We start from the raw sequence: 25,680 nt of genomic DNA on the forward strand, positions 1-25,680 counted from the left end.
ACTCCTAATATTGGAGCATAAAATACTATTCTAAATAACATTACCATTAGCATTTGTATTTGTTGTATATCATTTGTACTTCTAGTAATTAAAGAAGCAGTAGAAAATTTATCAAATTCAGCATTTGAAAAACTTGTAACTTTTTTAAATACATCTTTTCTAATAGTTTTTCCAAGACCAGCTGCTATTCTTGAAGATAATAATCCAACAATAACAGTTGCAACCATACTTATTAATGCTATTCCAAGCATCTTAAGCCCTGCAAATAATATATATTTTGTTTGTAAACTATCCGTATCAATTCCAACCGCTTTATATTCATCCTTCACAAAAGCCAAAGATGACTGTTCTACTATACTTTCAGGTATTTCATCTATTTTTTCATTTATACCTTTTAGCATTTCATTGATTTGATCTTTAGGTAAATTCTTAAGAACTGTAAATATATCTGTATTTTCTGGCAAATTCATTTGTGAATTAGAATTATTAAAATTGAATTCTTCCATCTTTCCAGAAGTTATTCCATAAACTATAAGTTCTGGTTTTGCTAGGATACCTCTTAAATCCTCTATGACTTCTTTATTATTAGTATTTAATTCATATAAGTCTTCTTGTTCTAATAAAGGATATTTTTTTAAATAATCATTATATTCACTTAATGATAAATTATCTTTACTAATTAGTTTATAATTATCCTCTATTTTCTTATTATCATTTTCTTCAATAAAAAGTGATAATTTTTCTTTTTCGCTTTTTCTTATTATTTTAGGCACTGAATTTTCAATTCCACCTTGTTGAATTCCTACATTAACTATATTAGACATATAGTCTGGCAGTGATAATTCACTTATAGCCTGAATAAATAATAATGCTATAATTACAATGATAGAACCTATAAATGGTTTTAAATACTTTATTAGCTTCATCATTTTATTTTGTCTCCTTTCATGCTGAGTATTAATTTTGAATAATATATTAATTATATTTTTATAACTATTATATGTCAATAACTATTATACTTGTATAATTATTTTTTATAGTTTATAATAATACTGATATTTATTTAGGAGGAGCTATATGAATAATAATGCTATTAACAACTTACCTGAAAATTTAATAGATTTACTAGTTCTTATACATAATAAACTTTTAAATCCAGATGAAATGGTCAAAGGGTGTATTATACCTCCATCACATATGAAAGTAATATTTTATCTTTCAAAGAAAAAAACAATGTCTGTTTCTAATGTGGCAAAATGTTTAGATATTTCTAAACCTAATATGACACCTATCATAGATAAATTAATTAATGAAGGTTTTGTTCATAGATATACTGATCCAAATGATAGAAGAAGAATTAATATTGAACTTACTGAAAAAGCATATTCATTTATTAATGATAAGAAATTAGAAATGAAATCTAACTTAATGCAAAAAATCTCTATTCTTGATGATAATGATTTAATAAAATTAAGTTCCATAATAAATGATATGACAGAAATAATTTTAAAGCTTCAATAAAATAATCTACTTTGTGGACTATGAGTTTTACTAATGTCATAAAGCTATTCACAGTTATTAAAAATATAATTTTCTATAGAATAAAAAAGAGATAGATTTTATATTCTTATATATTTTTTACTCAAAGTCACTAGAATATAATATCTATCTCTTTATATGTTATTTATAATAATTACTTATTGTATCCATAATTGTGAAATTTTTAATTGAAATATAAATCTTTATGATTAGTTTCTAATTTATTTATTAAAATGAATTTATTTTTAAATGAGAATATTATTCTATTGATGTAACTTCATATCCCTCTTCTTCTATAACATTAATTAAAACATCGTTATCAACTTCAGTTTCAACTATAGCATTTTTCCCCTCTAAACTAACATCTAATGTATTTACTCCTTTTATTCCTTCTAAAGCTTCTTTTACATGAGCTACACAATGATTACAGCTCATTCCTTCTATATTAATTATCTTTTTCATATTAACTTCTCCTTTTTACTATCTTGTTATGACTTTATCTAATATCTTCATAATTTCATTGATTTTTTCATCACCATTGCCACTTATGCATGCGTCTTTAACACAATGTGATAAATGATTTTCTAAAATTATTAAATTAGCCTTCTTCAATAGAGATTGTGCTGCAAAAATTTGATTAGAAATATCAATACAATATCTATCTTCCTCTATCATTTTTATAATTCCATCAATCTGTCCCCTAGCTGTTTTTAAAGATTGCATAGCCTTTTTTCTATTTTCTTTCATAGTACACCTCCCCACCCCAATGGGGTATATATAAATTATAGTATTTAGAAAAAGTTTGTCAACATATAGCCCTATAACTATTATTTCAAAATACTAAGAAAATTATACAAATTTGATGCTAGAATAAATAATTTTATAAATAGATTAAGGTTATTTAAAATATCTATATTTTTGTCGATTTTTATAATTTTTTTTAGTTTTATTATTTAATAAATTAAATTTAATGATATAATAGTAACGCATCAATGATGTGGGTGGGTGAGGGATATGAAAAGAGGTTTTACAGAAAGGATGGACAAAATATTCAAACTAAAAGAACATAAAACAAATCTTAAAACTGAGCTTATAGCTGGTTTAACTTCTTTTTTTGCTGCAGTATATATTATTGTAGTTAATGCAAGTATTTTAAGTGATGGAGGTATAGCACAAGAACCACTGATAATAGCAACAGTATTAGCTTCTTTTATAGGTTGCTTATTAATTGCAATAATAAGTAATACCCCACTAGTATTAATGCCTGGAATGGGGATTAATGCTTTATTTACTTATACAATTGTATTAGGTATGGGATTAACTTTCAATCAAGCTTTAGGTAGTGTTGTTATGGCTGGTGTACTATTTTTATTAATTGCCATTACACCCTTATCTAAAATCTTAGATAAGTCAATTCCAAATTCCTTAAAAGAATCAATCACTATTGGAATAGGTTTTTTTATAACCTTCCTAGGTCTTCAAAAAAGTGGACTTATTGTATCAGATCCTTCTACAATAGTAAAAATAGGAGATTTATCTGATCCAAGAATCTTATTTTTTATTTTTATATTTATTTTAACAGTAGTATTATTTGCTAAGAATGTTCCAGGAAACTTTTTAATTAGTATAATGGCTGGAACTATAATAGCAATAATATTCAAATTTGTTGATATATCAAATTTATCCTTTTCATTGCCGAAGTTTGAAGAATATAAAAATATTTTTTTTAATATTGACTTAAGTGAAATATTAAATATTAAATTTTGGATATCAACATTTTCTTTAACTTTAGTCTTAGTATTTGAGAATATAGGATTGTTACATGGACAAATTAATGGGCTCTTAAAGTCTCCTCAAAAACAAAATAAAGCATTAAATGCAATAGCCTTATCAACAATAGGTTGTGGACTGCTTGGAACGAGCCCATCTGTATCTACAGTTGAAGGGACTGCTGGTATAGCAGCTGGAGGAAAAACAGGACTTACTTCATTGATATCTGGACTATTATTATTAATATCATTATTATTTATTCCTTTTATTAATATAATTCCTAATGAAGTTATTGCGCCGATATTAATAATAATAGGAAGCTTAATGATAAAAGGAATAATTCACATTGATTTTAATGATATTTCTGAAGCAATTCCTAGCTTTTTAATAATAGTTTTAATCCCATTGACCTTTAGTATAATTGATGGAATCGCCTTTGGATTTATTTCATATACAATTATGAAAATTGCTACAAAAAAATATAAAGATATTTCTATAGTAATGTACTTAATTTCATTTACATTTATTATTTATCTTTTACTTAATGCTATATAATGGTAACTTAAAAAAACACCCATACTAATTTAAAATTTAAAGTGATAAAATAAACTCCAAGTAGTAGCACACTGCTTTCTACTTGGAGTTAAAATTTAGTATAATTATTTACGGTTTTTTGACAATTTAGCTTTAAACTTATTGCTTAGAGCTCATTACTTCAACTTCTGCTAATGCTGCCCACGCTCCTGGGAATGATCCCCCTTCAGCTTTTCCTGTTATTGTTACATGTATCTTTGACGCGTTAGAGATAACTGGAATTTTATAAGATCTTTCATTATCTCCAGTATTATTTCTTTTATCTAGTACAATTGTTTTATTTCCATCTTTATCTTCAACTTCAACCATGAATTGGAATCTGAAGCCAGCTTTTTCAAAATGTAAATTTATATGATCTACATACTTTTCACCATCTAAATCTATGCTTACATTAGCTGGCATTGCTCCTTTATCACTTATCCATAAAGAATCTAAATTACCATCTACAACATTAGATGCTGGTTTTCCACTTTGACTTACTGAGCCAGTAATATTTTTACTTAAAGCAATATTGGTAAATTCTTGTGCACTTTTACCCATTACTTCAACTTCAGCTAATGCTGCCCATGCTCCTGGGAATGATCCACCTGAAGCCTTTCCTGTTATTGTTACATGTACCTTTGATGCATTATAACCAACTGGAATTTTATAAGATCTCTCATTATCTCCAGTATTATTTCTTTTATCTAGTACAATTGTTTTATTTCCATCTTTATCTTCAACCTCAACCATGAATTGGAATCTGAAGCCAGCTTTTTCAAAATGTAAATTTATATGATCTACATACTTTTCACCATCTAAATCTATACTTACATTAGCTGGTACAGCTCCATTATCACTTATCCATAAAGAATTTACATCTCCATCTACAACATTAGATGCTGGTTTTCCACTTTGACTTGCTGAGCCAGTAATATTCTTATTTAAAGCAATATTAGTAAGTTCTTCAACTTCATCAGTAATTACATCATCAATAATTACATCATCATTAATAAGTTCTTGATTCGTATCATTAATTACTTCATTTAATCCAAAGAATATCATTAGTGGAAAATCTTCTGTTCTTCCCATTCCATGTGGGTTTACACTTTCTATATAGTGCTTTTCTTCTATGTTGTTTAATGACCAAATTGTTTCATCAAAGCTTAATGTATTTATATAAAAGTTTTTATCTTTTAATTGTTCTTTTTCTACTGCTATAATATTATTTCCATTAGCACGTGAAGTTCCATTTGATGAACTATTTTCATAGCAATTTTGAATCTTACTTATATCTCCTATTGTTGCAACAAATTTACTTATTCCTGTTCCATTTGCTGATTCTGTTCCAAGTGAAGCAGAGTTTTTGATTACAGTTGTTGCATCCATTTTTCCAATAAATAATCCATTTGTTGCTGCATTTGCTTTTGTTTTATTTGAAGCATAAACATTTGATATTACTTCTTCAATTGTTACATCTCCATGTGAAATACCAATAATACCACCATTATCTTTTCCTATAGTAAATATTTCACCATGTACATAGCAGTTCTTAATTAAACCTCCTGTTTTTTCACTAATAAATAATGATGTTTTATTTCCTCCACTATCTTTACCAGTATTTAAGTATGCTTGACTAACATTAATTTTTTCAAATGTAGAATTTTGATCTACTGAAGTCACTACAGCAACATTGTCATGTCCAAACATAGTAATTTTATTAAATTTCATATTAGAATAAGTTGCATTCAATGATCTCTTAGCAAAAACTGCTATATTACTTTGTGTTCTATTACTTTGTCCTGCTGAAACATATTGTGCCCATTCACCTGTGAAAAATACTGCTCCATAGTTAAAATCCTCTACATTTAAGTTAACTACTTCACCATTAAATTGTTCAAATATTGTTGCATTCTTCAGATTTCTAATTGTATGTCCGTTACCTTTGATTGTACCTTCAAATGCTCTTGGTATCAAAACACTTCCTATAGTATATTCTTTACTAGAGAAATCAAGGTCAGTCATGATTGTGAATTCTCCATTCGGATATGCAGTTAATTCTGTAATAAATTCTTCTACAGAGTTAATTTCAGCTTTATGAACCTCAATGGCTTTTGTTTCATTTGGATCTAAGTTCTTAAGTTTAGGTGTACATACATTTGTTGCACTTGATAAGTCCCAAATACTTTCATTCCAACCTAAAGTTTCTGTATAGAATTCTTTACTTGAGATTTGTTCTTTTGTAACTACACCTATCTTTCCATCAAAGTTTATTCCTTCTCTTGACAATGTTGATTTTCCTCTATTATCTCTATATTCATAATTATCAGAATAATTAGCAAACTGTTCGTTTTCTGTTCTACCATCAAATTTGTACTGCTTATTTTGATTTCCTAATGCAACATTATTTTCAATGGTAGAGTTTTCAGTTGCTTGTCCTATAAATCCAGCTATTCCGTGGATTCCATTTACTGAAGTAGCACTATAGCTATATTTTATAGAAGATCCTATTACATTACCAACTAGGCCACCAACATTTTCGTTTCCTTGTACTAATCCTAATGAATAACAATTTTCGATTATAGTAGAGCTTGTGATTTCTCCTACTAAGCCTCCAACATCATTACCACCTGCTAGTATGGATGCGTTACTACTACTTGCTTTTAAAGTTGAGTTTTCAGCATATCCTACTATTCCACCTACTTTGTTATTTGCATTTGTAATTGTAGCTTCTGTAATGTGTACATTTTCTATTTCTGAATTTATTGCTAATTTTGCAAGTGCTCCCACATTATCTTGTCCAGATGTAATTTTACTTCCTTTTATGATTACTCCAGTAATCCTTGCTTTATTTAATTTATTAAATATTGGTACTTTATTTCCTATTAATTTATGATTATTACCTTCAAGAATTCCCCTAAATTCTACATCAATAATCTTATTTTTAGAGGCAAAGTCAATATCATTATCTAAAACAAATCTTGCATATGGATCTTCTGTAATTTTAGTTACAAATTCGTCTGCTGTTTTAATATGGTATGTTTTCACTGATAATGAATTATCATTTAAATCAGAATTTCTTAATTTTGGTATTCCTCCAATTGATACCTTACTGAAGTCCCATATTTCAGCATTCCACTTTAAAGTTTCTGTATAGAAATTTTCTGTTTTAACTTGTGCTTCAGAGGCTATATCTATTTTTCCATCAAAGTTAACAGCCGTTGTTCTCTCTCTTGTAGAAGTTCCTACATTTCCTTCATTTTCATAGTTTCCGCTGAAATTTACAAATTTATCATTTCCTGTTCTTCCATCAAATTTATATCCCTTGAATTGATTTACTAATGTAATGTTATTCTTTAATGTAGAGTTGTTAATTGTTTGTCCTACGAAGCTTGCAATTCCACTAGTTCCCTCTGCTTTTGCATTACTAAAGCAATTGATAATAGAAGATTGATTTACATATCCAATAAATCCACCTACATCATTACTTCCTTTTGCATTTCCTATAGAATAACAATCTTTGATTACTGATTTATTTACAATTTCCCCAACAAATGCACCTACAGCATTACCTGTGGCTGATATTTCTCCATTTGCAGAACATTCTAGCATTTGTGATCTATCAACATATCCTGCTATGGCTCCAACTCTATTTGTTCCTGATACTATTACACCAGTAACATGAGTATCTTGTGCTAAAACACTTGTCATATTTCCAACAAGTGCTCCTGTTTCTTTATTTGCACTTACATTTACATTTTTAGCTATTATACCATTAAGAGTACTGTATTCTACTACTTTTGCTAATGAACCTGTCTTTTCATTTGATGCATCAGTTATTTGTATTTGACTATCTTCAATAGTTAAATTAGAAATATTAGCAAATTTTATATTATTAAATATTGGCACTTTGTTACCTATTAATTTATGACCATTTCCATCTAATTTACCCATGAAATATCCATCAATAATGGTACCACCATCAGACTGGATGTTAGAAAGATCTATATCCTTATCTAATACATAATTTCCTATATAATATTTCTTATTTCCGCTTGCATCTCCTATTTGATTCTCCATTATCTTTGCTTTGAATTCTTCTGCTGTTGATATATGAATAGCATCATTTTTATCAGTTAAAACATCTTTTGTAAAATCATTAGTTACACGTTTTAAATAATGGTAATTGATTCTTCTTACATTTGTGCTAGAAGTAACATTTCTATCGTTATTCCTTGCATCTGTTTTTAATGCTTCTACGTAATTTTGCACTAAGCTTTCTGCATCGATGTATGGAATTGTATTAAAATTATTTTCCATTAATTCATATCTTTTTTGTTTGAATTTTTCCCAAGTCATTGTAGAATCTTTTGTTATTTTCTTAATAGCATCTAAGTCTGTTCTACTCTTTCCAGTAAACCATGTAAGATATCCATTTTCATATCCACCCATACCTAGCATTTGCCATGCTGTATATGTGAAGCCATAAGAGTGTGTCCTTCCATTATCATTATAAGGTTGATACCACCTTCTTATATACATACCTTCTGATCCATAACTTCCTCCACCATCCTGTGTCCATGAACTTGTTACACCAGGGCGAATTGCTATTCTATTATCCCATAAATCTCCAACAGTTTGTAAGTTCATTGCTTTAAAATCTGCTTCAGTTATTTTTTTCCAACTTACTGTTGAATGGTTATTAGCATTTGGATATTGCACTTGTACTGCTACTTTTGCTTGTTCTTCTGGTGTTAACTTCAAGAAAGCTATTGCTTCCACATAGTCTAAGAAATCAATGGCTTCATACATGCCTTTATAGTAGCTGTCAATTTTTTCAACAGAATTAATTCTATTTTGTGTTAAGTTTGTTGTTACTAGTCTGTCTGGTGTAAAGTCGTAACTCAAATTCCAGTTTACTTCTCCATCGCCAAAAGACTGTGTTGTATGTCCATCTGTATAATCTTCTGTACCTAAATTAGAATTATTATTTCCCCCAATAGGTCTAAATCCATTTCCTTTAAAAAATAGTTTATATGATTGGTTATGTCCAATTTCGTGTGTCCAAAAATTAGCATAATTATAAAGTGCAGGACTCGCATAACTGATTACACCATCAGTTGCATATGCTGAAGCACCACTTGCTCTGAACCACTCATCTAGTAAATCATTAAAATTTTTATGGAATGGATCTGTACAATTTCCATTTGATTGTGATCCATATTTATTTACATTAATTGAGTCAATTTGTATATCAGCATATTTATTTAGGTAAGAAACACCTGTAATACCTGATACATTATTATAGAAATTAGCTATTTGATCACCAAATTTCTTCATACTCACAAGTAGTCTGTCTTGCTGAGTTTTATCAGTTGGATCTTGAATATACACCATTTGTGAACCAACTAAGAATGTACCTGGAGCTGACACAATGAAACCTGTGTTTTTTGGTAATGTTAAAATATTCATTATATATTTAGGTTGTTTCTTTATTTGTGTCCACGCGCGATAATCTACTGTGTTCTTATAGTCTTTTGCTGCTGACTCTGTTAAAAGATTTCTAGAACCAAAGTAATCTGTAAACCATTCATTTGGGTCTTCATAATTTGTTAATGCATGAACAGCTCTTTCTATCATATCACCTTGTGAATTCATTCCAATAAGAGGGCCTAAGTTATCTCTATATTCTAAATAAATAACATGAGCAGATTTATGTCTAGAATTCCAGAAATCATCTATAACATTATTGAATGTTATATTTGGTCGATATATATTACCTTTAAATAATAGAACATCACTTACAGTTGTACCACCCATTTCTATACCATAAAAACGAGAATAGTAATTATATGCAAATAAAACCTTCTTAAATTGTTGATTATTAATTACCTTTTGATTGATTGCATAGTTTAATATGTTATCTTCTCTAGTGACACTATATCCGTCCACATTTGACAATAAATTCATTACAAATTCTCTAGCATTTTCTTCTGTTCTTACAACATCATTAAAGTATGATTTTAAAACAGCATAACCTCGTTTATCGTATGCTTGAAGGTCTACAAAACTTTTTAAATCTTTGTCGTATTCTAAACTTTTTATATAATTAACTAAATCATTTACAATTTTAGCATCTTGCTTGATAATATATCGATTATAATTATATTCAATACCTAAGTCATCTATCTTGTACATCGCCACCCTACCATACATCTTTGTAGGCTGCGCTGTATTTTTGTATTTATAAGTTACATTATAGTCTTCTGTCGTACCATCTTCAAATACAATTCTAATTGATTTGATATCATCATAATTTTCTTCTGTAAGATACATCATAACTTCATTATTTACATCAAATGCCAAAACTGTATTGATAATTTTTTGATTTAAAATATGATCTTCACTGATTTTTTTGCCATCAATTATTAGATATTTAGAATCATAAAATGGCATTAATTTGTATAAGTTGCTATATGCAATTTGCTTATTTGGATTATAATCTGCATTTTGTTTTAGTATTTCATAATTTGGAATATAAATGTTTTTACTTCTTAACTCACCTTCTAGTGTATTTCTTGGATCGTTATTTTTTAGCGTTGGTAAATTGTCATAGCTAAAATCATTGAAATTCCATTTAGTTTCACTAAATCCTAATTGATTTAAATTTTCTGATGAAAGATCATTCTTAGATATTGTATTTATATTGCTTTCTGTATTTTGATTAAGTGTAGATTCACTGATTGCAATATTTATGCCATCAAGTGTAACATTTCCTGATCCATAAATTCGCTTTCCTCCAGTTCCTGTACTTAAACTAATGTTTTGTGTTAAAGTAACATCGCTTCTTCCAAGTCCTAAAATACCGCCAGCTCCACCTGAACTAGAGTTTATATTTACTTTAGCAATATTATGTTTTATTGTGCTGCTTGTTCCTGATGGTTGTCTTTCATTGATTGCTCCTACAATTCCTCCAACTCCATTCTTTCCTGTTATGGAGCCTTCTACATAGCAATCTTCTATTACAGTTTCTTGAATTACTCCTGCTATTCCACCAGCTTGAGCATCTTCGGAATCTTGAGGGGCACTACCTTTTATTTTAAGATTGGTTACACTACTCTCTTTAATTGTAACCTCATTGTCCCCACCATATGCTTGTCCGATAATCCCACCATATTTGATACCAATCCATCGAGTAATAATTGTTAAATCTTTTACATGAACATTGAGAATATTCGTACCATCATATGCAGTATTTGCAAGAGCAGCTCCTTTAATGGTAGATTTTTCTCCTGCTTTCATAGCTCCTTCATTTGCTAAATGAATATTTTCAAGATTTAAATTCTTAATGGTTGCATTGTCAAGAATATCAAACAGTGGTCCATTTAAATTATAAATGGTATGTCCATTTCCATCTATTGTCCCTTGAAACTCAAAGTTTTCTCCTGCCAATGATGTTCTATCACCTACATACGCAGAAGCATCATAATCTCTTGTTAAAACAAATGTTCCATATGGATTAGCTTTGATTCTAGACATTAAACTTGAGAAAGAATTGCTCCTTGCATAATTGCCGTCCACATCTCCATAAAGAACTTCAAGTTTATTTTGCTGTTGTCCATCATTTGTATATTGTGTTACATTTTCATATTCAATCTCTAAATAGCATTTGTTATTTTCTATTCTGCAACCTTTAACAGGAGCATAAAAGTCTGGCAAATCCTTCATTTGAACTCTTGCTAAGAATTGATTTGAGTAATATTTTATGTAAATATGTTCAATGTCACTTACTTCACTATATTTTACTTCTCCTGAAGTTGGATCGGTTTGTTTTCTATATAAAGTTACGTCTAGTATATCTTTCATTTCTATCATACGATCAACATTAGAATCTGTATTTTCATTTCCTAGAATAGACCTTATTTCTGATGTTGCGTTTGCAGTGATACACGACACGCTTAGAATAACAAAACCAAGAATGCAAATAAGAACTCGTTTAATTTTTCTCATAATTTTCTCCTTTCGTTCATTTCACAATCTCTAAATCAACACATCTTGCTTTTCCTTATAAACATATGTTTCATGTTTATCAAAAAAGGCCATTCATACAGTTTTATGTATGTGTTGTTTCAATATGGCTAGTGCTAAAGCATCTAACCTTAATTTTTTTGTCTTTACTCATATGACATTGTGATATATAGTATTATTCACCCCTTTCACATATCACAAAAGTAATTACACATAAAATATTTTGAATTTTCGATTATGTGACAGATTATATTTAATTTTCTAATTAGTGATTTAATTATAACGCCATATTAAATATAAATATATCTAGAGAAAAAAATTGATTCTTATTTACAAAAATTTTCTGAATATACCATGCATTATTAGTTCATAAAATAGATAGAAACTTCTTAAGGAGATTCTTCTTTAAATTTATATTGTGAAACAGGACTTTTTGTATAATTCAGAAAATTCTCTATAATTAAAGCTGTCATTCCCCATATTGTATAGTTATCATAATTATAAAATAAAGATCTATATAATCCTTCTTTAAATTTATAATTTTCTCCATCTTTTATTAAATAGTATGGAAAGTCCTTATTTCTATCAACATTTATCTTACTTATATCTTTTATTGGATTTACTTTCAATAAATTGTTAATTGATGCCAAGAATATATGATCAACCTCATCTTTATTAATTTTTATATTATTATAATTTTTGATATAACCTAAAAATGGATGGACAATTAATCCATAATGAGTAACTAGTACATCTAATGGGGTTACTATTTCAAAATCATCTTCTTCTAGACCTAATTCCTCACAAACTTCCCTCTTCACAGCTTCTTTAGGACTCTCAATACTCTCAATTTTTCCACCTGGCAAAGATATATCACCAGGCTGACTCCTCATATTTAATGCTCTTACTTGAAATAATATTTTAGTTTCTTCTTCTATATCTACAAGTAATATTGCAACAGCAGCTCTTTTCATATTACTCCATCCATTAATGTATGGACTATAATTATTAAATTTTTCAATTATTTTATCTAACATATCTCTCTTCCTTATATTATAATAAAGCCTCCTTAGTTAATTAATTCTAGGGAGGCATAAATAAATTCTATTCTTCTACAATTTTATTAATAATCTCTACTCTCTCATCCCCTAAATAAGGATATAGTTTTAAAGATATTTTACCATCTCTATAAACTCTTTCACCATTAGCAGAAACTATTTTATTTACTTTTTCTTTTAGTTCATCATAACTTATTAAAAACTCTAAATAATTGTCTACTAAATCCTTTAAACAAGTTGCTAATTCCTTTGGATTTCTATATACAGTTCTCATATTCATCTCCTTGTGTATTAATTAAAATTATAAAAATATTATAATGTTAAATTATGATTTTTTCTAGTATATTTTAAGCTACTTTATTTAAAAATCTATATAAAGATAAAATTCATATTTATAGTAATATTTAATTAATTTTCTTTAATATAATTCCATTTTCTTTAAGCCACTTTTCAGCTTCATTATAATTTATTATATACTTATCTACTAAATTCCAAAAATCCTTTGAATGATTCATGTATTTTATGTGACAAAGTTCATGAATTATTATATAATCCATAACATAATAAGGCATTAATATAAGCCTCCAGTTTAAACGAATTTCCTTATTGCTATTACAACTTCCCCATCTAGTCTTCTTATTTTTAATTATGATTTTTGATGGGAATAAACAACATTTCTTTGATAATTCCTTTACCCTCTCTTTTATAATTATATTTGCTTGTACTTTATACCAATTTGATAATAATCTATCTACATATAAAGTCTCTAAATTTTTAGATTTGATTAATATTACATCTCCATTAAGATATATATAATCACTTTCTGACAATTCTATTTTGGACTTAAATTTCCTACCTAAAAAAAATATTGTATCGTTAGTATTTATATTACTATTTTCTATTTTATTAATGTTCGTTATTATCCATTTTTCTTTACTAAGTAATATCTTTTCTATATATTCTACAGTTATCCCAATAGGTGCATATACTATTAATTCTCCATTAGAATCTAATTTCATAGATAAGTTTTTCTTATTCTTAAATGTCAATTTATAATTAATGACTTTATCATGTATTTTAATATTCCTATACATTTAATTATATCCTTTTTTCATCTTTTTTGGATTAGGTAAGAATATGAAGAAAATAATAACAGAAAGTACTAACAATATAAAACCTAAAAGGTACATTCCAAAATATCCAAAAATACTCTCAACAAAAGTATATATAGATGGATATATAAAGTTTGATCCTCCAGTGCTTAAAACTGATAATACAGCAAATGAAGTAGCTATTAACTCATCATTTAGAATATCTCTTAAATATTTAAATAAGAAACTTAAATATAGTCCATACATAATGCCATGTAATTGATCTCCTAAAACTATTAAAATAACATTTCCAGTTGAAAACATAAGTATCTTAAGTGCTGCAATAGTTAATGCAATAGTTAAGCATTTTTTGCTGTTTGAATTACTTAGATACTTTGAAATTATCATAAAAGAAAAGAATTCTATAACTACTCTAAAGCTTATAGAACCACTATATATTTCATTTGCACTATTTACATCTCCAACTATTTTCACTAAATAAGAAGAATATGCAAAATCTAGTCCCATATAACTTCCCATTCCTAAAAATACAACAATAATAAGTAAAATTATATTTTTATTTTTAAATAAATCAACAAATTTCACTTTATTAGGGTTTTCTTTAACAATAATATTCCCTTTAAACTTTAATAATATAATGCTAATCATTGTTACTATCATAATTAAAGCAAGTAAGTGAAGAATTCTATATCCAAATTTATTAATTATAATTCCTGAAATAAATACTATTATTGCGTATCCGATAGAGCCCCATTTTCTTACATCAGAAAATTCATACCTACTATTTATACATAATTCTTCAATATAAACTTCAAAAATTCCTGCTAAAGAACCTAATACTGCTCCATAAATAGGTGCATATACTATAGTTAAATCTTTATTTAAAAACATAAGTCCAATTATAGCTATAAATACAAGGACTAAATATCCTAGAATAAATCTATTTTTATTCTTTGATTTTGAAAACTTATTAGATAATATAGGCTGACATATTAAAGTAAATAGAGCTCCAATTGAAACTATTCTACCAACCTCACTAAGATTAAGACCTATCTCCTGATTTAAATAAGGAAAATAAAATGTTGTTAAGATACTAAAAATACCAAATGTCAAAAAAGTTGTCATGCCATAATATTTTTTCATTAGTATTACCCTCCTGCAAATTATTAATTATATAATATTATAACTTTTTAAAATATAAAAGGCTATCTTTTAAGGATAGCCTAAAATTTACAATCTTTTTACTTGTTACTCCACAACCCATGTAGATTACAGTATTCTCTAACTCTATCTACATCTCCATTAACCTTAAATCTAGCTTCAGGTTTTTCATCTGGATTTAGATGTTTTCTAAGAACTTGCCCATCTTTAGTAATAACTTCTACCCATTGAATAAAGTGTTCAGCTAACATTGGATGTTCTACTTCACCAACTTTAACTAAAAGTTCTCCATCCTTTTCTTCAGCAACTGGAATATGTTTTTCAACTGCAGCATCAACTGTATTTTCAGTTAATAATGTCATAGGTTTACCACAACATGTTAATGTTCCACCTCCAACATTTAATACTTCTACCATATTACCGCATATATCGCATTTATAAACTTGTAACTTTTCTAACATATAATTCACTCCTTCTTAATAATAATTATTATATATTTATTATACTCCTTTTATTTCATCTTTACAAATTATTATTATATCTTAACAATCCATTCTTATAAATTTCTTATTTAACTACAAATCTTACTTACATAAAGTATATATTTCATAAATCCACCAGTTTAACCTGTATCATATAGATTATTATAAAAAACTATTTATTATTTAATTATATAATTGTTTATTTGATTTTATTATAAATATATTTATACTTATAATTATAATTAATAATATTTTTAAGGAGATAAAAATGAGTATTATAAAATATAATGATACAATTGGATTAATATCTTGTTCAAATGGATTAAATAATAATATTAAAGATAAAATTAATACTTTAGTCAATCTACTAAATTCATTAAATATCAATGTTGTTATTTCTGAAGCTTTATTTAGCAATATAGATGGTACAACCTTACCTGCAAAATTTAGAGCTAAGGAACTTATGAAATTTTATAATGACAATAATATTAAAGCAATTTTTGATTTATCAGGTGGAGATTTATGTAATGAAATCTTAGATTATTTAAATTATAGTGATATATGCAAAACTAAAAAACCATTTATAGGATATAGTGACTTAACTGTATTAATCAACGCTTTATATAAAAAAACAAATATTCCAAATTATAATTATCAATTAAGAAATTTGGTAAGAGAAAATTCTATTTTACAAAAAGATTATTTTATTGAACATTTCTTAAAAGAAGAGGAAGTAATTAATTCTTTTAATTATAATTTTATAAAGGGAAATTATATGAAAGGTATAATAATAGGTGGGAATATTCGTTGTTTTCTAAAATTAGCAGGAACTGACTATATGCCATCATTTGATAATAAAATATTATTTTTAGAAGCTCTAAGTGGTGATATAAATAAAATATCAACTTTTATAGCTCAATATAAACAACTTGGTGCTTTTTCAAAAATTAGTGGACTTATTCTAGGAACCTTCACTGAAATGGAAAAAACATATAGCAATATTGAAGTTAAAAATTATTTCTTAGAAAAATTAAATGAATATAGCTTCCCAATTGTTAAAACTTCTGAATTAGGTCATGGTTCTGATTCAAAGGCTATTCCTATTGGTAAAAAGGTAATATTAAAATAGTTATACTTTTCCATTCTTGAAATAATAATTTATTAAAGTTATAATTTAAATTGTAACTTAATATTAAATGGTTATTATAATTAATTATATAGAGGTGAACTTATGTTAAAAGAAGAATTAAAAAAGAATGAAATATCAGCTATGAAAGCTAGGGAAAAACAAACTGTAAATGTATTAAGATTAGTTAATTCCGAAATTAAGGCATACGAAGTTAATGAAAGAAAAGATATTACTGATGAAGTTGTTATTAAGATAATTGAAAAACAAATTAAGCAATTAAAAGAAGCACTTCAATATGCAATACAACTTAATGATGAAGAAAAAATACAAGAAGGTAATTTTGCTATTAATTTACTTACTCCTTATCTACCAGCTCAATTAAGTGAAGAAGAAGTTAAAGATATGCTTAAAGAAATAATTACTAATGGCAATTATGGAGCATCTGATATGGGTAAGATAATGAAAGAAATAATGCCAAAAGTAAATGGAAAATTTGATAGATCTAAAATAAATCCTATGGTAAAAGAATTACTTAAATAAAAAAAATCCTCCTTAATTTGGAGGATTTTTTATTTAAACTATTTTTTACTTATTTCTATCTTATCTAACTTTTTATTGTAAATAAACATATATAAAGAAGCTATAAAAATTATTCCATATCCTATAAAGCTTAAAGCATCAGGCAATACTCCAAAAATCATAAAACTAATTATGGCAGAAAATATTATATTTGAATAATCAAATATTGATATTTCTTTAGCTGGAGCATACTTATAAGCTATGGTAATTCCAAATTGACCTATACTAGCAAATACACCAGCCAATAGTAAATAAAGTAATTGCAACATAGACATAGGTTTATATACAAATATCATAAAAGGAAAAATTACAATTAATGAAAATAAAGAAAAATAGAATACAACCGTATAATGTTTTTCTTTATTTCCTAAAGTTCTAAGGCACGTATATGCACCTGCTGCAAAAATAGCTCCTAAAATACCAATTATAAATGGGAAAACATCCATATTAAAAGTTGGCTTAATAATAAATATTACACCTATAAATGCAATAACAATTGATATAATTTGTTTAAAATTAATTTTTTCTCTAAGGAATAAGGCAGAAAAAATAATTACAAAAAATGGACTTAGTTTATTTAACATATTAGCATCTGAAAGTATTAATTTATCTATAGAGTAGTAGTTTAACACTATTCCAATAGTTCCTAATGTTGATCTTAATATTAATAACTTTTGACTATCCTTTTTACCAAAAAAACTCTCTTTATTTTTAATAATAAAAGCTAAAGCAATTATACATGAAACTAAATTTCTAAAAAATGTTTTTTGAAAAGATGGTAAATCTCCAGCTAATTTAACAAAAGCTGACATACCTGCAAATCCAAATGCAGAAAAAGTTATAAATATAATGCCCTTAACCCTATCACTTAAATTATTCATTTTATCACTCCTCACTTGTATATAATACATAGAAAACAAATAAATATCAAAAAAACCTTAGAAGCATCTCTAAGGTTTTTTTCATTATTCTTCAACTTTCTTTATAAAATCCTCTTCTGTTTCTGTTTCAATGTATTTTCCATTTGCATATCCTATTACTAAACCGTCTCTTCCACCACATTCTCCTATGCAACCAACTTCAACATTTTTACTTCCAAATTTTAATTCTAATTTATCTGTGTCTATTCCTGAACAAACTGGACATACTGTTATCATAATTTATTCTCCTTTTATATTGCTATTTTATAAGGTAATTATATTAATAGTATTAATTTTTCTCAAATCCCAATTTTATTAAATAATTCTTATTTTCTTTCATATCCTTTTATTATCTTATTTTTAGTATAAGTTTCTTAATATTTCATTTTATAAAATTAAATTTTTATCAATAGTATTTAACAAAACCTTATTTAAATTTTTAACAACAACAATATCTCCTATTTTATTGCTATATATGTCTAACTTAAAATCACATACATTTTTTCTTCGTTGAAAAGGATTTTCTTTAACTTCTATAGATTGTAAGTGCTCTTGTTTAATTAAAGTTGTAATTTTTATATTACTTCCACTACTTGCTACCAATAACTCCTTATTAACACCTAAAGATGTATTCCTATACTCTAGGTAGCCAAGAAATATATTGTATAAAATTAAGAATGATATTAAAGAAATTTTTATTAATAATAATTTATTTGGAATAAAGAAACATAAAGGAATTATAATAAATACAATTAAAATATTTGTAAAAATAAAAAAAAAAATTAGATAAAGACAAATTCAAAGAATCTATCTTTATCTAATTTTTATTTTTATTTATTATTAACTAATTTCACTGTTTCTCTAGCAATCATAAGTTCTTCATTAGTAGGTATTACAAACACCTTAATCTTTGAATCATCAGTTGATATTTCTTGAATTTTTCCTCTTACTGAATTTTTATTTTCATCTATATTAAATCCAAGGAATTCAAGTCCACTTAAGCATTCTTTTCTTGTAATTGAAGAATTTTCTCCAATACCTGCAGTAAAAACTATAGCATCTACTCCACCCATTATACCAGCGTAAGCTGCTATTTGTGCTTTTACTTTGTAATTAAATATATCTAAAGCAAGTTTAGCTCTTTCATTACCCTTTTCTGATTCTTCTAAAACATCTCTGAAATCTGATGAAACTCCTGATATTCCCAGAACCCCAGATTTTTTATTTAATAGTTCATCTACTTCATTCATAGTATAACCTTTTTCTTCTACTAGGAAGCTAATTACTGAAGGGTCTATACTTCCAGCTCTAGTACCCATCATAACTCCAGCAAGTGGAGTAAAGCCCATTGAAGTATCTATTGACTTACCTCCCTTTATAGCTGCAAGTGAGCATCCATTTCCTAAATGACAAGTTATAATCTTTAAGTCTTTGATATCTTTTTTCATAACTTCAGCAACTTTTTGAGAAACATACATATGTGATGTTCCATGGAAACCATATTTTCTTATTCCATACTTTTCATATAATTCATATGGTAAGGCACATATATACGCTTCCTTTGGCATAGTTTGATGAAATGCAGTATCAAATACAGCTACCATTGGTGTATTTGGCATAAGTTCTCTACATGCATCAATCCCTATAATATTAGGTGGGTTATGTAATGGAGCTAATGATATACAATCTCTTATAGATTCTAAAACATTTTCATCAATTATTACTGACTGAGAATACTTTTCTCCTCCATGAACAACCCTATGACCAACCGCACCAATTTCTTCCATTGATTTAATTACACCATTTTTCTCATCTATAAGTGCATTTAAAACATGTTTTATTGCAACTTTATGATCAACCATATCTTCCTGAATAATATATTTTTCTTTTCCTTCTACCTTTTGAGTCAAGATTGATCCATCTATTCCTATTCTTTCGACTAATCCTTGTACTAATGAAGTTTCTGTATCCATATCAATTAGTTGATATTTTAGAGATGAACTTCCACAATTAATAACTAAAATTTTCATTTAAACTCTCCTTTTTTATATATATTCTATTAATTATATAATACACTAAAAATTCATATATTCAAATTCATAGATTCTTCAATATTTAATGAAAATATTTAAAATTCGTAAATTTTTATAACTTCATTACAATTAGCGTAGTTTTACTATTTTTTTATATAACAATATTTAAATCTATTTGTTAATAATACTTTGATGAAATTTAATATTCTATATTTTAGTTTTTTAACATAGAAATTTTCAAAAAACTAAAATAAAGAGCTACCTAAGCAGCTCTTTATTTCATTAAACTAATATATATGGTAACCTTAATTTCAACTCATTTAAACTAGAATTATTTCTTTTTGAGTAGTCACTTAATTGATTTTCATCTATTTTGTAAACATCAAAGTATTTTGCATTCTTATTTGCAAAATATAACCCACATACTGATGATGGAGGATCTATCATATAATTTTCTGTAATACTAGCACCTGTATAATTTTCTCCATCTAAGATTCTAAATATCTTTTTTATTTCTTTTTGATCTTTTAGAGAAGGATAACCAATTGCTGGCCTAATACCAATATATTTTCCTTTAAGCACATCATCTAATTTTAAGTTTTCATTTTCAGAATATCCCCAATATTTTTTTCTAAGATCTAAATGAAGCTTTTCTGCAAATGCTTCTGCTAACCTATCACAAACAAAATTTAATAACATTGAATTATACTCATCACCATTATCTCTTAATTCATTTGCATATTCTTTAGCTTCTTTTCCACTAGTAACTAAGAATGCTCCCATGTAATCTTCTATTTTAGATTCTTTTGGTGCAATATAATCACTTAATGATAAATAAATATTATTTTCATTTTTTCTTTGTTGTCTAAACATATTAAATGTTTCAATAATATTATTCTTATCATCATATAACTCTATGTCATCAGCACATGAATTTGCTCTAAATATACCAAATACCCCTCTTGGTTTTACTATTTTATTAATTTCTAATTCATCTAATAATTTATTAGCATCATTTAATATTTTTTTAGCTTCACTACCATATTTTTCATCTTCTAGAATCTCAGGATATTTCATTTTCATGCCCCATGCAATAAAGAAAAAACTCCAATCAATAAATGGCCTAATATCATTTATTGAATAATCTTCAATATATTTAACTCCTAGAAAATTTGGTTTTTTAATTATTTCGCTATTCCAATCTAATTTTAATTTATTTTTCCTAGCTTCTTCAATAGATATATAGTCTTGCTTTGATTTATTATAATTTTCTCTTATTCTTTTATAGTCATTCTTGGTATTATCAATAAAGTCCTCTCTATTTTTTGAAACTAAAGTTTTGCAAATTTCTACTGTTTTTGAAGCATCAAATCCATAAATCACAGGTCCACTATAACTTGGATCTATTTTTAGAGCCGTATGAATCTTTGATGTTGTAGCACCACCTATAATAAGCGGTATTTTAAGTCCTCTTTTCTCCATTTCTTTTGCAACTGTTATCATTTCATTTAATGAAGGAGTAATTAATCCACTTAACCCTATTATATCTACATTTTCTTCAATTGCTCTATTAAGTATTTCTTCACATGGAACCATTACGCCAAGGTCTATTACTTCAAAGTTGTTACATGATAGTACTACGCTTACTATATTTTTACCAATATCATGTACATCGCCTTTTACAGTAGCTATTAATATTTTACCATCCTTTTTATAACTTCCTAAGACATCTTTATCTATATAAGGTGTCAAAAATGCAGTTGCTTTTTTCATTACTCTTGCTGATTTTACAACCTGTGGTAAAAACATTTTTCCATCACCAAATAATTCTCCTACTCTCTTCATTCCTTCCATCAAAGGACCTTCTATTATGTTTAAAGCCTTATCATATATATTTAACGCTTCAGATAAATCTTCCTCTATATAATCTGTAATCCCTTTAACTAAAGAATATTCTAATCTTTCTCTACAAGAAAAATTTCTCCAATTTTCATTATTTGATTTTTCTTTTATATTATCTGATTTATAATTATTGGCTGCATCTAGTAATCGTTCACTAGCATCATTTCTTTTATTAAAAATCACATCTTCTACAAGTGTTAATAAATCACTTGGTATTTCATCATATATTTGAATCATTCCAGGATTTACGATTCCCATATCCATTCCATTTTTTATTGCATGATATAGAAAAACTGAATGCATTGCTTCTCTAACCCTATTATTTCCTCTAAATGCAAAAGATAAATTACTAACTCCTCCTGATACTTTAGCTTTAGGAAGATTTTCCTTTATCCATTTAGTTGCATTTATAAAGTCCACTGCATAGTTATTATGCTCTTCAATACCTGTTGCTATTGCTAGTATATTTGGATCAAATATAATATCTTCTGGAGGAAAATTTACTTTATTAACTAATATATCATAAGCCCTTTTACAAACATTAATTTTTCTTTCGTAATTATCAGCTTGACCAATTTCATCGAAAGCCATAACAACAACTGCTGCACCAAAATCCTTAATGATATTTGCTATTTTTATAAATTCTTCTTCTCCATTTTTTAAAGAAATAGAATTTACAATGTGTTTTCCTTGAATTGACTTCAATCCTTTTTCTATTACTTCCCACCTTGATGAATCTATCATTATAGGTTTTGCTGATATATCTGGATCTGAAGCTATTAATTTCAAGAAATTTTCCATTTCAAATTCACTATCTAGAAGTCCATCATCAAAATTAACATCTATAATTTGGGCTCCATTTTCCACTTGATTTTTAGCTATTTTTAAAGCTTCTTCATAATTTTTTTCTTTGATAAGCCTAGCAAATTTTGCAGAACCTGAAATATTTGTTCTTTCTCCTATATTTATAAAATTCATTTCTTTATTTGACTTAGTTACTTCTAACCCACAGTATACACTTTCTTTAATTACTTTTTTAATTTCCCTTGGTTTATATTTTTTAGCTACTTTAGATATTTCTTTAATATGCTCAAAAGTTGTTCCACAACAACCTCCAACCATATTTAAATATCCTTCCTTTAGCATTTCTTCTATATAAGTTGCTGTTACTTTAGGCGATTCATCGTAAAAGCCAAGTTCGTTAGGTAATCCTGCATTAGGATAAACTGAAATAAATAAATCTTGTGTTTCAGCAAGTTCTTTTATAAAACTCATTAATTCTTTAGCACCAAAAGAACAATTTAATCCAATAGATATGATATAATCATTTCTCATAGAATTTGCAAAAGCTAATATATCTTGACCAGATAATATTCTTCCAGATTTATCAGCAATAGTTCCTGAAATCATAATAGGTAAGCTATTCCCTTTCTCTTTATAAACTTCATTTGCAGCAATAATTGCTGCTCGTGCATTTAATGAATCAAAAATAGTTTCGATTAGTACAATATCTATTCCCCCATCTATCAATGCATTAACTTGTTCTTTATATGCTTCTTTTAATTCATCAAAATTTACACTTCTTAAAGTTGGATCCTCTACATCAGGTGATAAAGATGCCATTTTATTTGTTGGCCCAATTGATCCAGCAACATATCTTTTTCTTCCATCTTTTAATTCAAATTCATTACATAAATCTCTAGCAATTTTTGCACTCTCATAATTCATTTTATAAACTAGCTCTTCTAAATTAAAATCACGTTGTGATATAAAATTTGAATTTAAAGTATTTGTTTCTATTATATCTGCTCCTGCTTCTAAAAATCCTCTATGTATATTTTTTATAATATCAGGATTTGTTACACTTAATAAATCATTATTTCCTTTTAAAGCAAAGGGAAAATCCTTTAATATATCTCCTCTATAATCTTTCTCATCAAGCATATAGCTTTGAATATTAGTTCCCATTGCCCCATCTATAACTAATATTCTATTTTTTAAATCATCAATTATCTTAAATTTAGAAATCATTATAATACCCCCTTAAAAATAAAAAAATCTCTTTCAAAAAGAAGAGATTAATAATTTCATAATATATTTCTCTTATTTTTCAGATTTCTCTGTTGGATTTGGCACCACACTTAAAAAGTAGGTTGCTGGGCTTCATAGGGCCAGTCCCTCCACCACTCATAATAAGATTCTTAATTTATATAATTATATATTTTTTACGAGAATAAGTCAATTTTGTTCTTTTAAATTAAATAAATAATCCATTAAATTAAAGTAATGCTAAAATACTCTCAAAAGTATTATAACTTTGAGAGTATTTTATATTTTTATTATTATCTTAATATAGATTGAGCCATTCTTCTATAAGTATGTCTTATTCCTCTTATTGCAACAGATAATGTCATAATATTTTCTGGAACTGCCATACCAAAAGTTCCACAATCCCCTATATGTTGAATATCTGCTCCTGCCATCTTAGAATTTAAAGCAATTTGTTCTATAACTGATTTACTTGAACCTTCTTGTGATGTCCCAATTGTTGTCATTGCTAATGCACCATTATCATGTATCATAGAAATTATATCTTTTGCTAAAGATAAATCAAATCCTGGAACTGTACCAGGTGCTGGTATTAATACAACATCTGCTCCTGCATCTATAAATCCTTTTATAGTTTCTTCATCGTATATATTTCCACTACCTGCCCCATGCATTTTACCAGCTATAATTAATGTATCTTCTCCTAGTATTTCCTTAGCTAATTTTATTCCATTACATATTGTCTCAGCATTAACACCTGTATTTGGATTTCCTGTTATTACAATATAATCAAACCCATATTCTTTAACTTTTTTTAGACTATATTCATTTAATGTAAAACCTTTTTCATATGTACTTCCCTCTGGTACAGGTTCTAAATTTACTCCTATTAATCTTCCAACTAATTTCTTAATATTTTTTATATAATTTTTATCATTTAAATTTCTTTTTACACTTTCTTCATATACTTGTGCTATTTTTCCTAAATCATTTAATAAAATATTTCCTCCATCTATACCAAAGATAAATGGTTTTTCAAAATCAAAAGTATTTAATGTTAACATATCTGCACCAAAACTTGAAGCTAATTCTAAATTAGATACTTCTTTAATATATGGAGTATAACTTATTATACATTCAGACATAACTGTCCTTCCTTCAGATCCCTCAATGATTTCTCTTAATTCATTTTTATTAATTGTCTCAATATCTTTTGTTGTTAATTCAAAAATTCTTTTCAAGCAAATCACTCCTTTGTCTATTGCACATGTAATATTATACATTTATACTTATCAATTGTAAAAGATTAAACTATAATATAATTAAAAACTTTTATCCTATAAAA

19 protein-coding genes and 1 riboswitch are annotated in these 25,680 nt (G+C 26.9%); of the genes, 4 read left to right on the plus strand and 15 right to left on the minus strand.

The window, feature by feature from the left end:
• Positions 1-929, minus strand: a 929-nt coding sequence (locus tag ACQRD5_RS12970) for an ABC transporter transmembrane domain-containing protein (RefSeq protein WP_427746937.1), incomplete at its 3' end; no start/stop codon positions are given.
• A 148-nt stretch (positions 930-1,077) separates the two neighbouring features.
• On the opposite strand from ACQRD5_RS12970, the gene ACQRD5_RS12975 reads away from it, so the two are divergent.
• Complete coding sequence (locus ACQRD5_RS12975; RefSeq protein WP_291629868.1) at positions 1,078-1,521, plus strand: MarR family winged helix-turn-helix transcriptional regulator; 444 nt, start codon at positions 1,078-1,080, stop codon at positions 1,519-1,521.
• 276 nt (positions 1,522-1,797) lie between these two features.
• On the opposite strand, the gene ACQRD5_RS12980 is transcribed toward ACQRD5_RS12975, so the two are convergent.
• Both ACQRD5_RS12980 and ACQRD5_RS12985 read right to left on the minus strand, forming a co-directional pair.
• Entirely contained in the window at positions 1,798-2,001 is a 204-nt protein-coding gene (locus tag ACQRD5_RS12980; RefSeq protein WP_291629870.1) for a heavy-metal-associated domain-containing protein, read from the minus strand.
• Positions 2,002-2,019: 18 nt separating this feature from the next.
• Entirely contained in the window at positions 2,020-2,286 is a 267-nt protein-coding gene (locus ACQRD5_RS12985) for a metal-sensing transcriptional repressor (RefSeq protein ID WP_291629872.1), read from the minus strand.
• A gap of 291 nt (positions 2,287-2,577) precedes the next feature.
• Between ACQRD5_RS12985 and ACQRD5_RS12990 the strand changes: the two genes are divergently transcribed.
• Positions 2,578-3,864, plus strand: a complete 1,287-nt coding sequence (locus ACQRD5_RS12990) for an NCS2 family permease (protein WP_291629897.1) — start codon at positions 2,578-2,580, stop codon at positions 3,862-3,864.
• Positions 3,865-4,002: 138 nt separating this feature from the next.
• Here ACQRD5_RS12990 and ACQRD5_RS12995 read toward each other — a convergent pair whose 3' ends face one another.
• The 6 genes from ACQRD5_RS12995 to ACQRD5_RS13020 form a co-directional block, all read right to left on the minus strand.
• Entirely contained in the window at positions 4,003-11,892 is a 7,890-nt protein-coding gene (locus ACQRD5_RS12995) for a ZmpA/ZmpB/ZmpC family metallo-endopeptidase-related protein (RefSeq protein WP_294168898.1), read from the minus strand.
• A 407-nt stretch (positions 11,893-12,299) separates the two neighbouring features.
• Positions 12,300-12,947 (minus strand): NUDIX hydrolase, encoded by a 648-nt coding sequence (locus tag ACQRD5_RS13000; protein WP_291629877.1) that lies wholly within the window; start codon positions 12,945-12,947, stop codon positions 12,300-12,302.
• A gap of 67 nt (positions 12,948-13,014) precedes the next feature.
• Complete coding sequence (locus tag ACQRD5_RS13005; protein ID WP_291629880.1) at positions 13,015-13,242, minus strand: TIGR04540 family protein; 228 nt, start codon at positions 13,240-13,242, stop codon at positions 13,015-13,017.
• 130 nt (positions 13,243-13,372) lie between these two features.
• Positions 13,373-14,062 (minus strand): M48 family metallopeptidase, encoded by a 690-nt coding sequence (locus ACQRD5_RS13010; protein WP_294363969.1) that lies wholly within the window; start codon positions 14,060-14,062, stop codon positions 13,373-13,375.
• Complete coding sequence (locus tag ACQRD5_RS13015; protein ID WP_291629884.1) at positions 14,063-15,223, minus strand: MFS transporter; 1,161 nt, start codon at positions 15,221-15,223, stop codon at positions 14,063-14,065.
• Positions 15,224-15,321: 98 nt separating this feature from the next.
• Positions 15,322-15,702, minus strand: a complete 381-nt coding sequence (locus ACQRD5_RS13020; protein WP_291629886.1) for a desulfoferrodoxin — start codon at positions 15,700-15,702, stop codon at positions 15,322-15,324.
• Positions 15,703-15,991: 289 nt separating this feature from the next.
• On the opposite strand from ACQRD5_RS13020, the gene ACQRD5_RS13025 reads away from it, so the two are divergent.
• Positions 15,992-16,852: a S66 family peptidase gene (locus tag ACQRD5_RS13025; RefSeq protein WP_291629888.1), complete on the plus strand. Its 861-nt coding sequence runs from the start codon at positions 15,992-15,994 to the stop codon at positions 16,850-16,852.
• Positions 16,853-16,954: 102 nt separating this feature from the next.
• Positions 16,955-17,392 (plus strand): GatB/YqeY domain-containing protein, encoded by a 438-nt coding sequence (locus tag ACQRD5_RS13030; protein ID WP_291629889.1) that lies wholly within the window; start codon positions 16,955-16,957, stop codon positions 17,390-17,392.
• A gap of 38 nt (positions 17,393-17,430) precedes the next feature.
• Here ACQRD5_RS13030 and ACQRD5_RS13035 read toward each other — a convergent pair whose 3' ends face one another.
• From ACQRD5_RS13035 to ACQRD5_RS13060, 6 genes are all read right to left on the minus strand, one after another.
• A complete protein-coding gene (locus ACQRD5_RS13035; RefSeq protein ID WP_291629891.1) occupies positions 17,431-18,312 on the minus strand; it encodes a DMT family transporter in 882 nt (293 codons plus the stop codon).
• An 84-nt stretch (positions 18,313-18,396) separates the two neighbouring features.
• Positions 18,397-18,588 carry a DUF1450 domain-containing protein gene (locus ACQRD5_RS13040; RefSeq protein ID WP_291629893.1) on the minus strand — a complete coding sequence of 64 codons (192 nt, stop codon included), beginning with the start codon at positions 18,586-18,588 and terminating at the stop codon, positions 18,397-18,399.
• 150 nt (positions 18,589-18,738) lie between these two features.
• Positions 18,739-19,149 carry a PH domain-containing protein gene (locus tag ACQRD5_RS13045; protein WP_320627658.1) on the minus strand — a complete coding sequence of 137 codons (411 nt, stop codon included), beginning with the start codon at positions 19,147-19,149 and terminating at the stop codon, positions 18,739-18,741.
• Between the two features lie 32 nt (positions 19,150-19,181).
• The gene (locus tag ACQRD5_RS13050; protein ID WP_291629895.1) at positions 19,182-20,381 is read right to left on the minus strand and encodes an acetate kinase; all 1,200 of its coding nucleotides are present in this window, start codon (positions 20,379-20,381) and stop codon (positions 19,182-19,184) included.
• Positions 20,382-20,666: 285 nt separating this feature from the next.
• The gene (metH, locus tag ACQRD5_RS13055) at positions 20,667-24,317 is read right to left on the minus strand and encodes a methionine synthase (protein ID WP_294364419.1); all 3,651 of its coding nucleotides are present in this window, start codon (positions 24,315-24,317) and stop codon (positions 20,667-20,669) included.
• Between the two features lie 69 nt (positions 24,318-24,386).
• Positions 24,387-24,485: riboswitch (SAM riboswitch) on the minus strand.
• 143 nt (positions 24,486-24,628) lie between these two features.
• Positions 24,629-25,585 (minus strand): hypothetical protein, encoded by a 957-nt coding sequence (locus ACQRD5_RS13060; RefSeq protein WP_294364418.1) that lies wholly within the window; start codon positions 25,583-25,585, stop codon positions 24,629-24,631.
• Between the last annotated feature and the right edge of the window lie 95 nt (positions 25,586-25,680).

The organism is Clostridium sp. SGI.024 (assembly GCF_050315195.1).
In the GTDB taxonomy this organism is placed as follows: Bacteria; Bacillota; Clostridia; order Clostridiales; family Clostridiaceae; genus Clostridium.

What these genes read in the sequence shown, in the direction of transcription:
- ACQRD5_RS12975 (WP_291629868.1), top strand. Translation starts at nt 1,078, where the DNA reads ATGAATAATAATGCTATTAACAACTTACCTGAAAATTTAATAGATTTA.
- ACQRD5_RS12980 (WP_291629870.1), bottom strand. Translation starts at nt 2,001, where the DNA reads ATGAAAAAGATAATTAATATAGAAGGAATGAGCTGTAATCATTGTGTA.
- ACQRD5_RS12985 (WP_291629872.1), bottom strand. Translation starts at nt 2,286, where the DNA reads ATGAAAGAAAATAGAAAAAAGGCTATGCAATCTTTAAAAACAGCTAGG.
- ACQRD5_RS12990 (WP_291629897.1), top strand. Translation starts at nt 2,578, where the DNA reads ATGGACAAAATATTCAAACTAAAAGAACATAAAACAAATCTTAAAACT.
- ACQRD5_RS12995 (WP_294168898.1), bottom strand. Translation starts at nt 11,892, where the DNA reads ATGAGAAAAATTAAACGAGTTCTTATTTGCATTCTTGGTTTTGTTATT.
- ACQRD5_RS13000 (WP_291629877.1), bottom strand. Translation starts at nt 12,947, where the DNA reads ATGTTAGATAAAATAATTGAAAAATTTAATAATTATAGTCCATACATT.
- ACQRD5_RS13005 (WP_291629880.1), bottom strand. Translation starts at nt 13,242, where the DNA reads ATGAGAACTGTATATAGAAATCCAAAGGAATTAGCAACTTGTTTAAAG.
- ACQRD5_RS13010 (WP_294363969.1), bottom strand. Translation starts at nt 14,062, where the DNA reads ATGTATAGGAATATTAAAATACATGATAAAGTCATTAATTATAAATTG.
- ACQRD5_RS13015 (WP_291629884.1), bottom strand. Translation starts at nt 15,223, where the DNA reads ATGAAAAAATATTATGGCATGACAACTTTTTTGACATTTGGTATTTTT.
- ACQRD5_RS13020 (WP_291629886.1), bottom strand. Translation starts at nt 15,702, where the DNA reads ATGTTAGAAAAGTTACAAGTTTATAAATGCGATATATGCGGTAATATG.
- ACQRD5_RS13025 (WP_291629888.1), top strand. Translation starts at nt 15,992, where the DNA reads ATGAGTATTATAAAATATAATGATACAATTGGATTAATATCTTGTTCA.
- ACQRD5_RS13030 (WP_291629889.1), top strand. Translation starts at nt 16,955, where the DNA reads ATGTTAAAAGAAGAATTAAAAAAGAATGAAATATCAGCTATGAAAGCT.
- ACQRD5_RS13035 (WP_291629891.1), bottom strand. Translation starts at nt 18,312, where the DNA reads ATGAATAATTTAAGTGATAGGGTTAAGGGCATTATATTTATAACTTTT.
- ACQRD5_RS13040 (WP_291629893.1), bottom strand. Translation starts at nt 18,588, where the DNA reads ATGATAACAGTATGTCCAGTTTGTTCAGGAATAGACACAGATAAATTA.
- ACQRD5_RS13050 (WP_291629895.1), bottom strand. Translation starts at nt 20,381, where the DNA reads ATGAAAATTTTAGTTATTAATTGTGGAAGTTCATCTCTAAAATATCAA.
- metH (WP_294364419.1), bottom strand. Translation starts at nt 24,317, where the DNA reads ATGATTTCTAAATTTAAGATAATTGATGATTTAAAAAATAGAATATTA.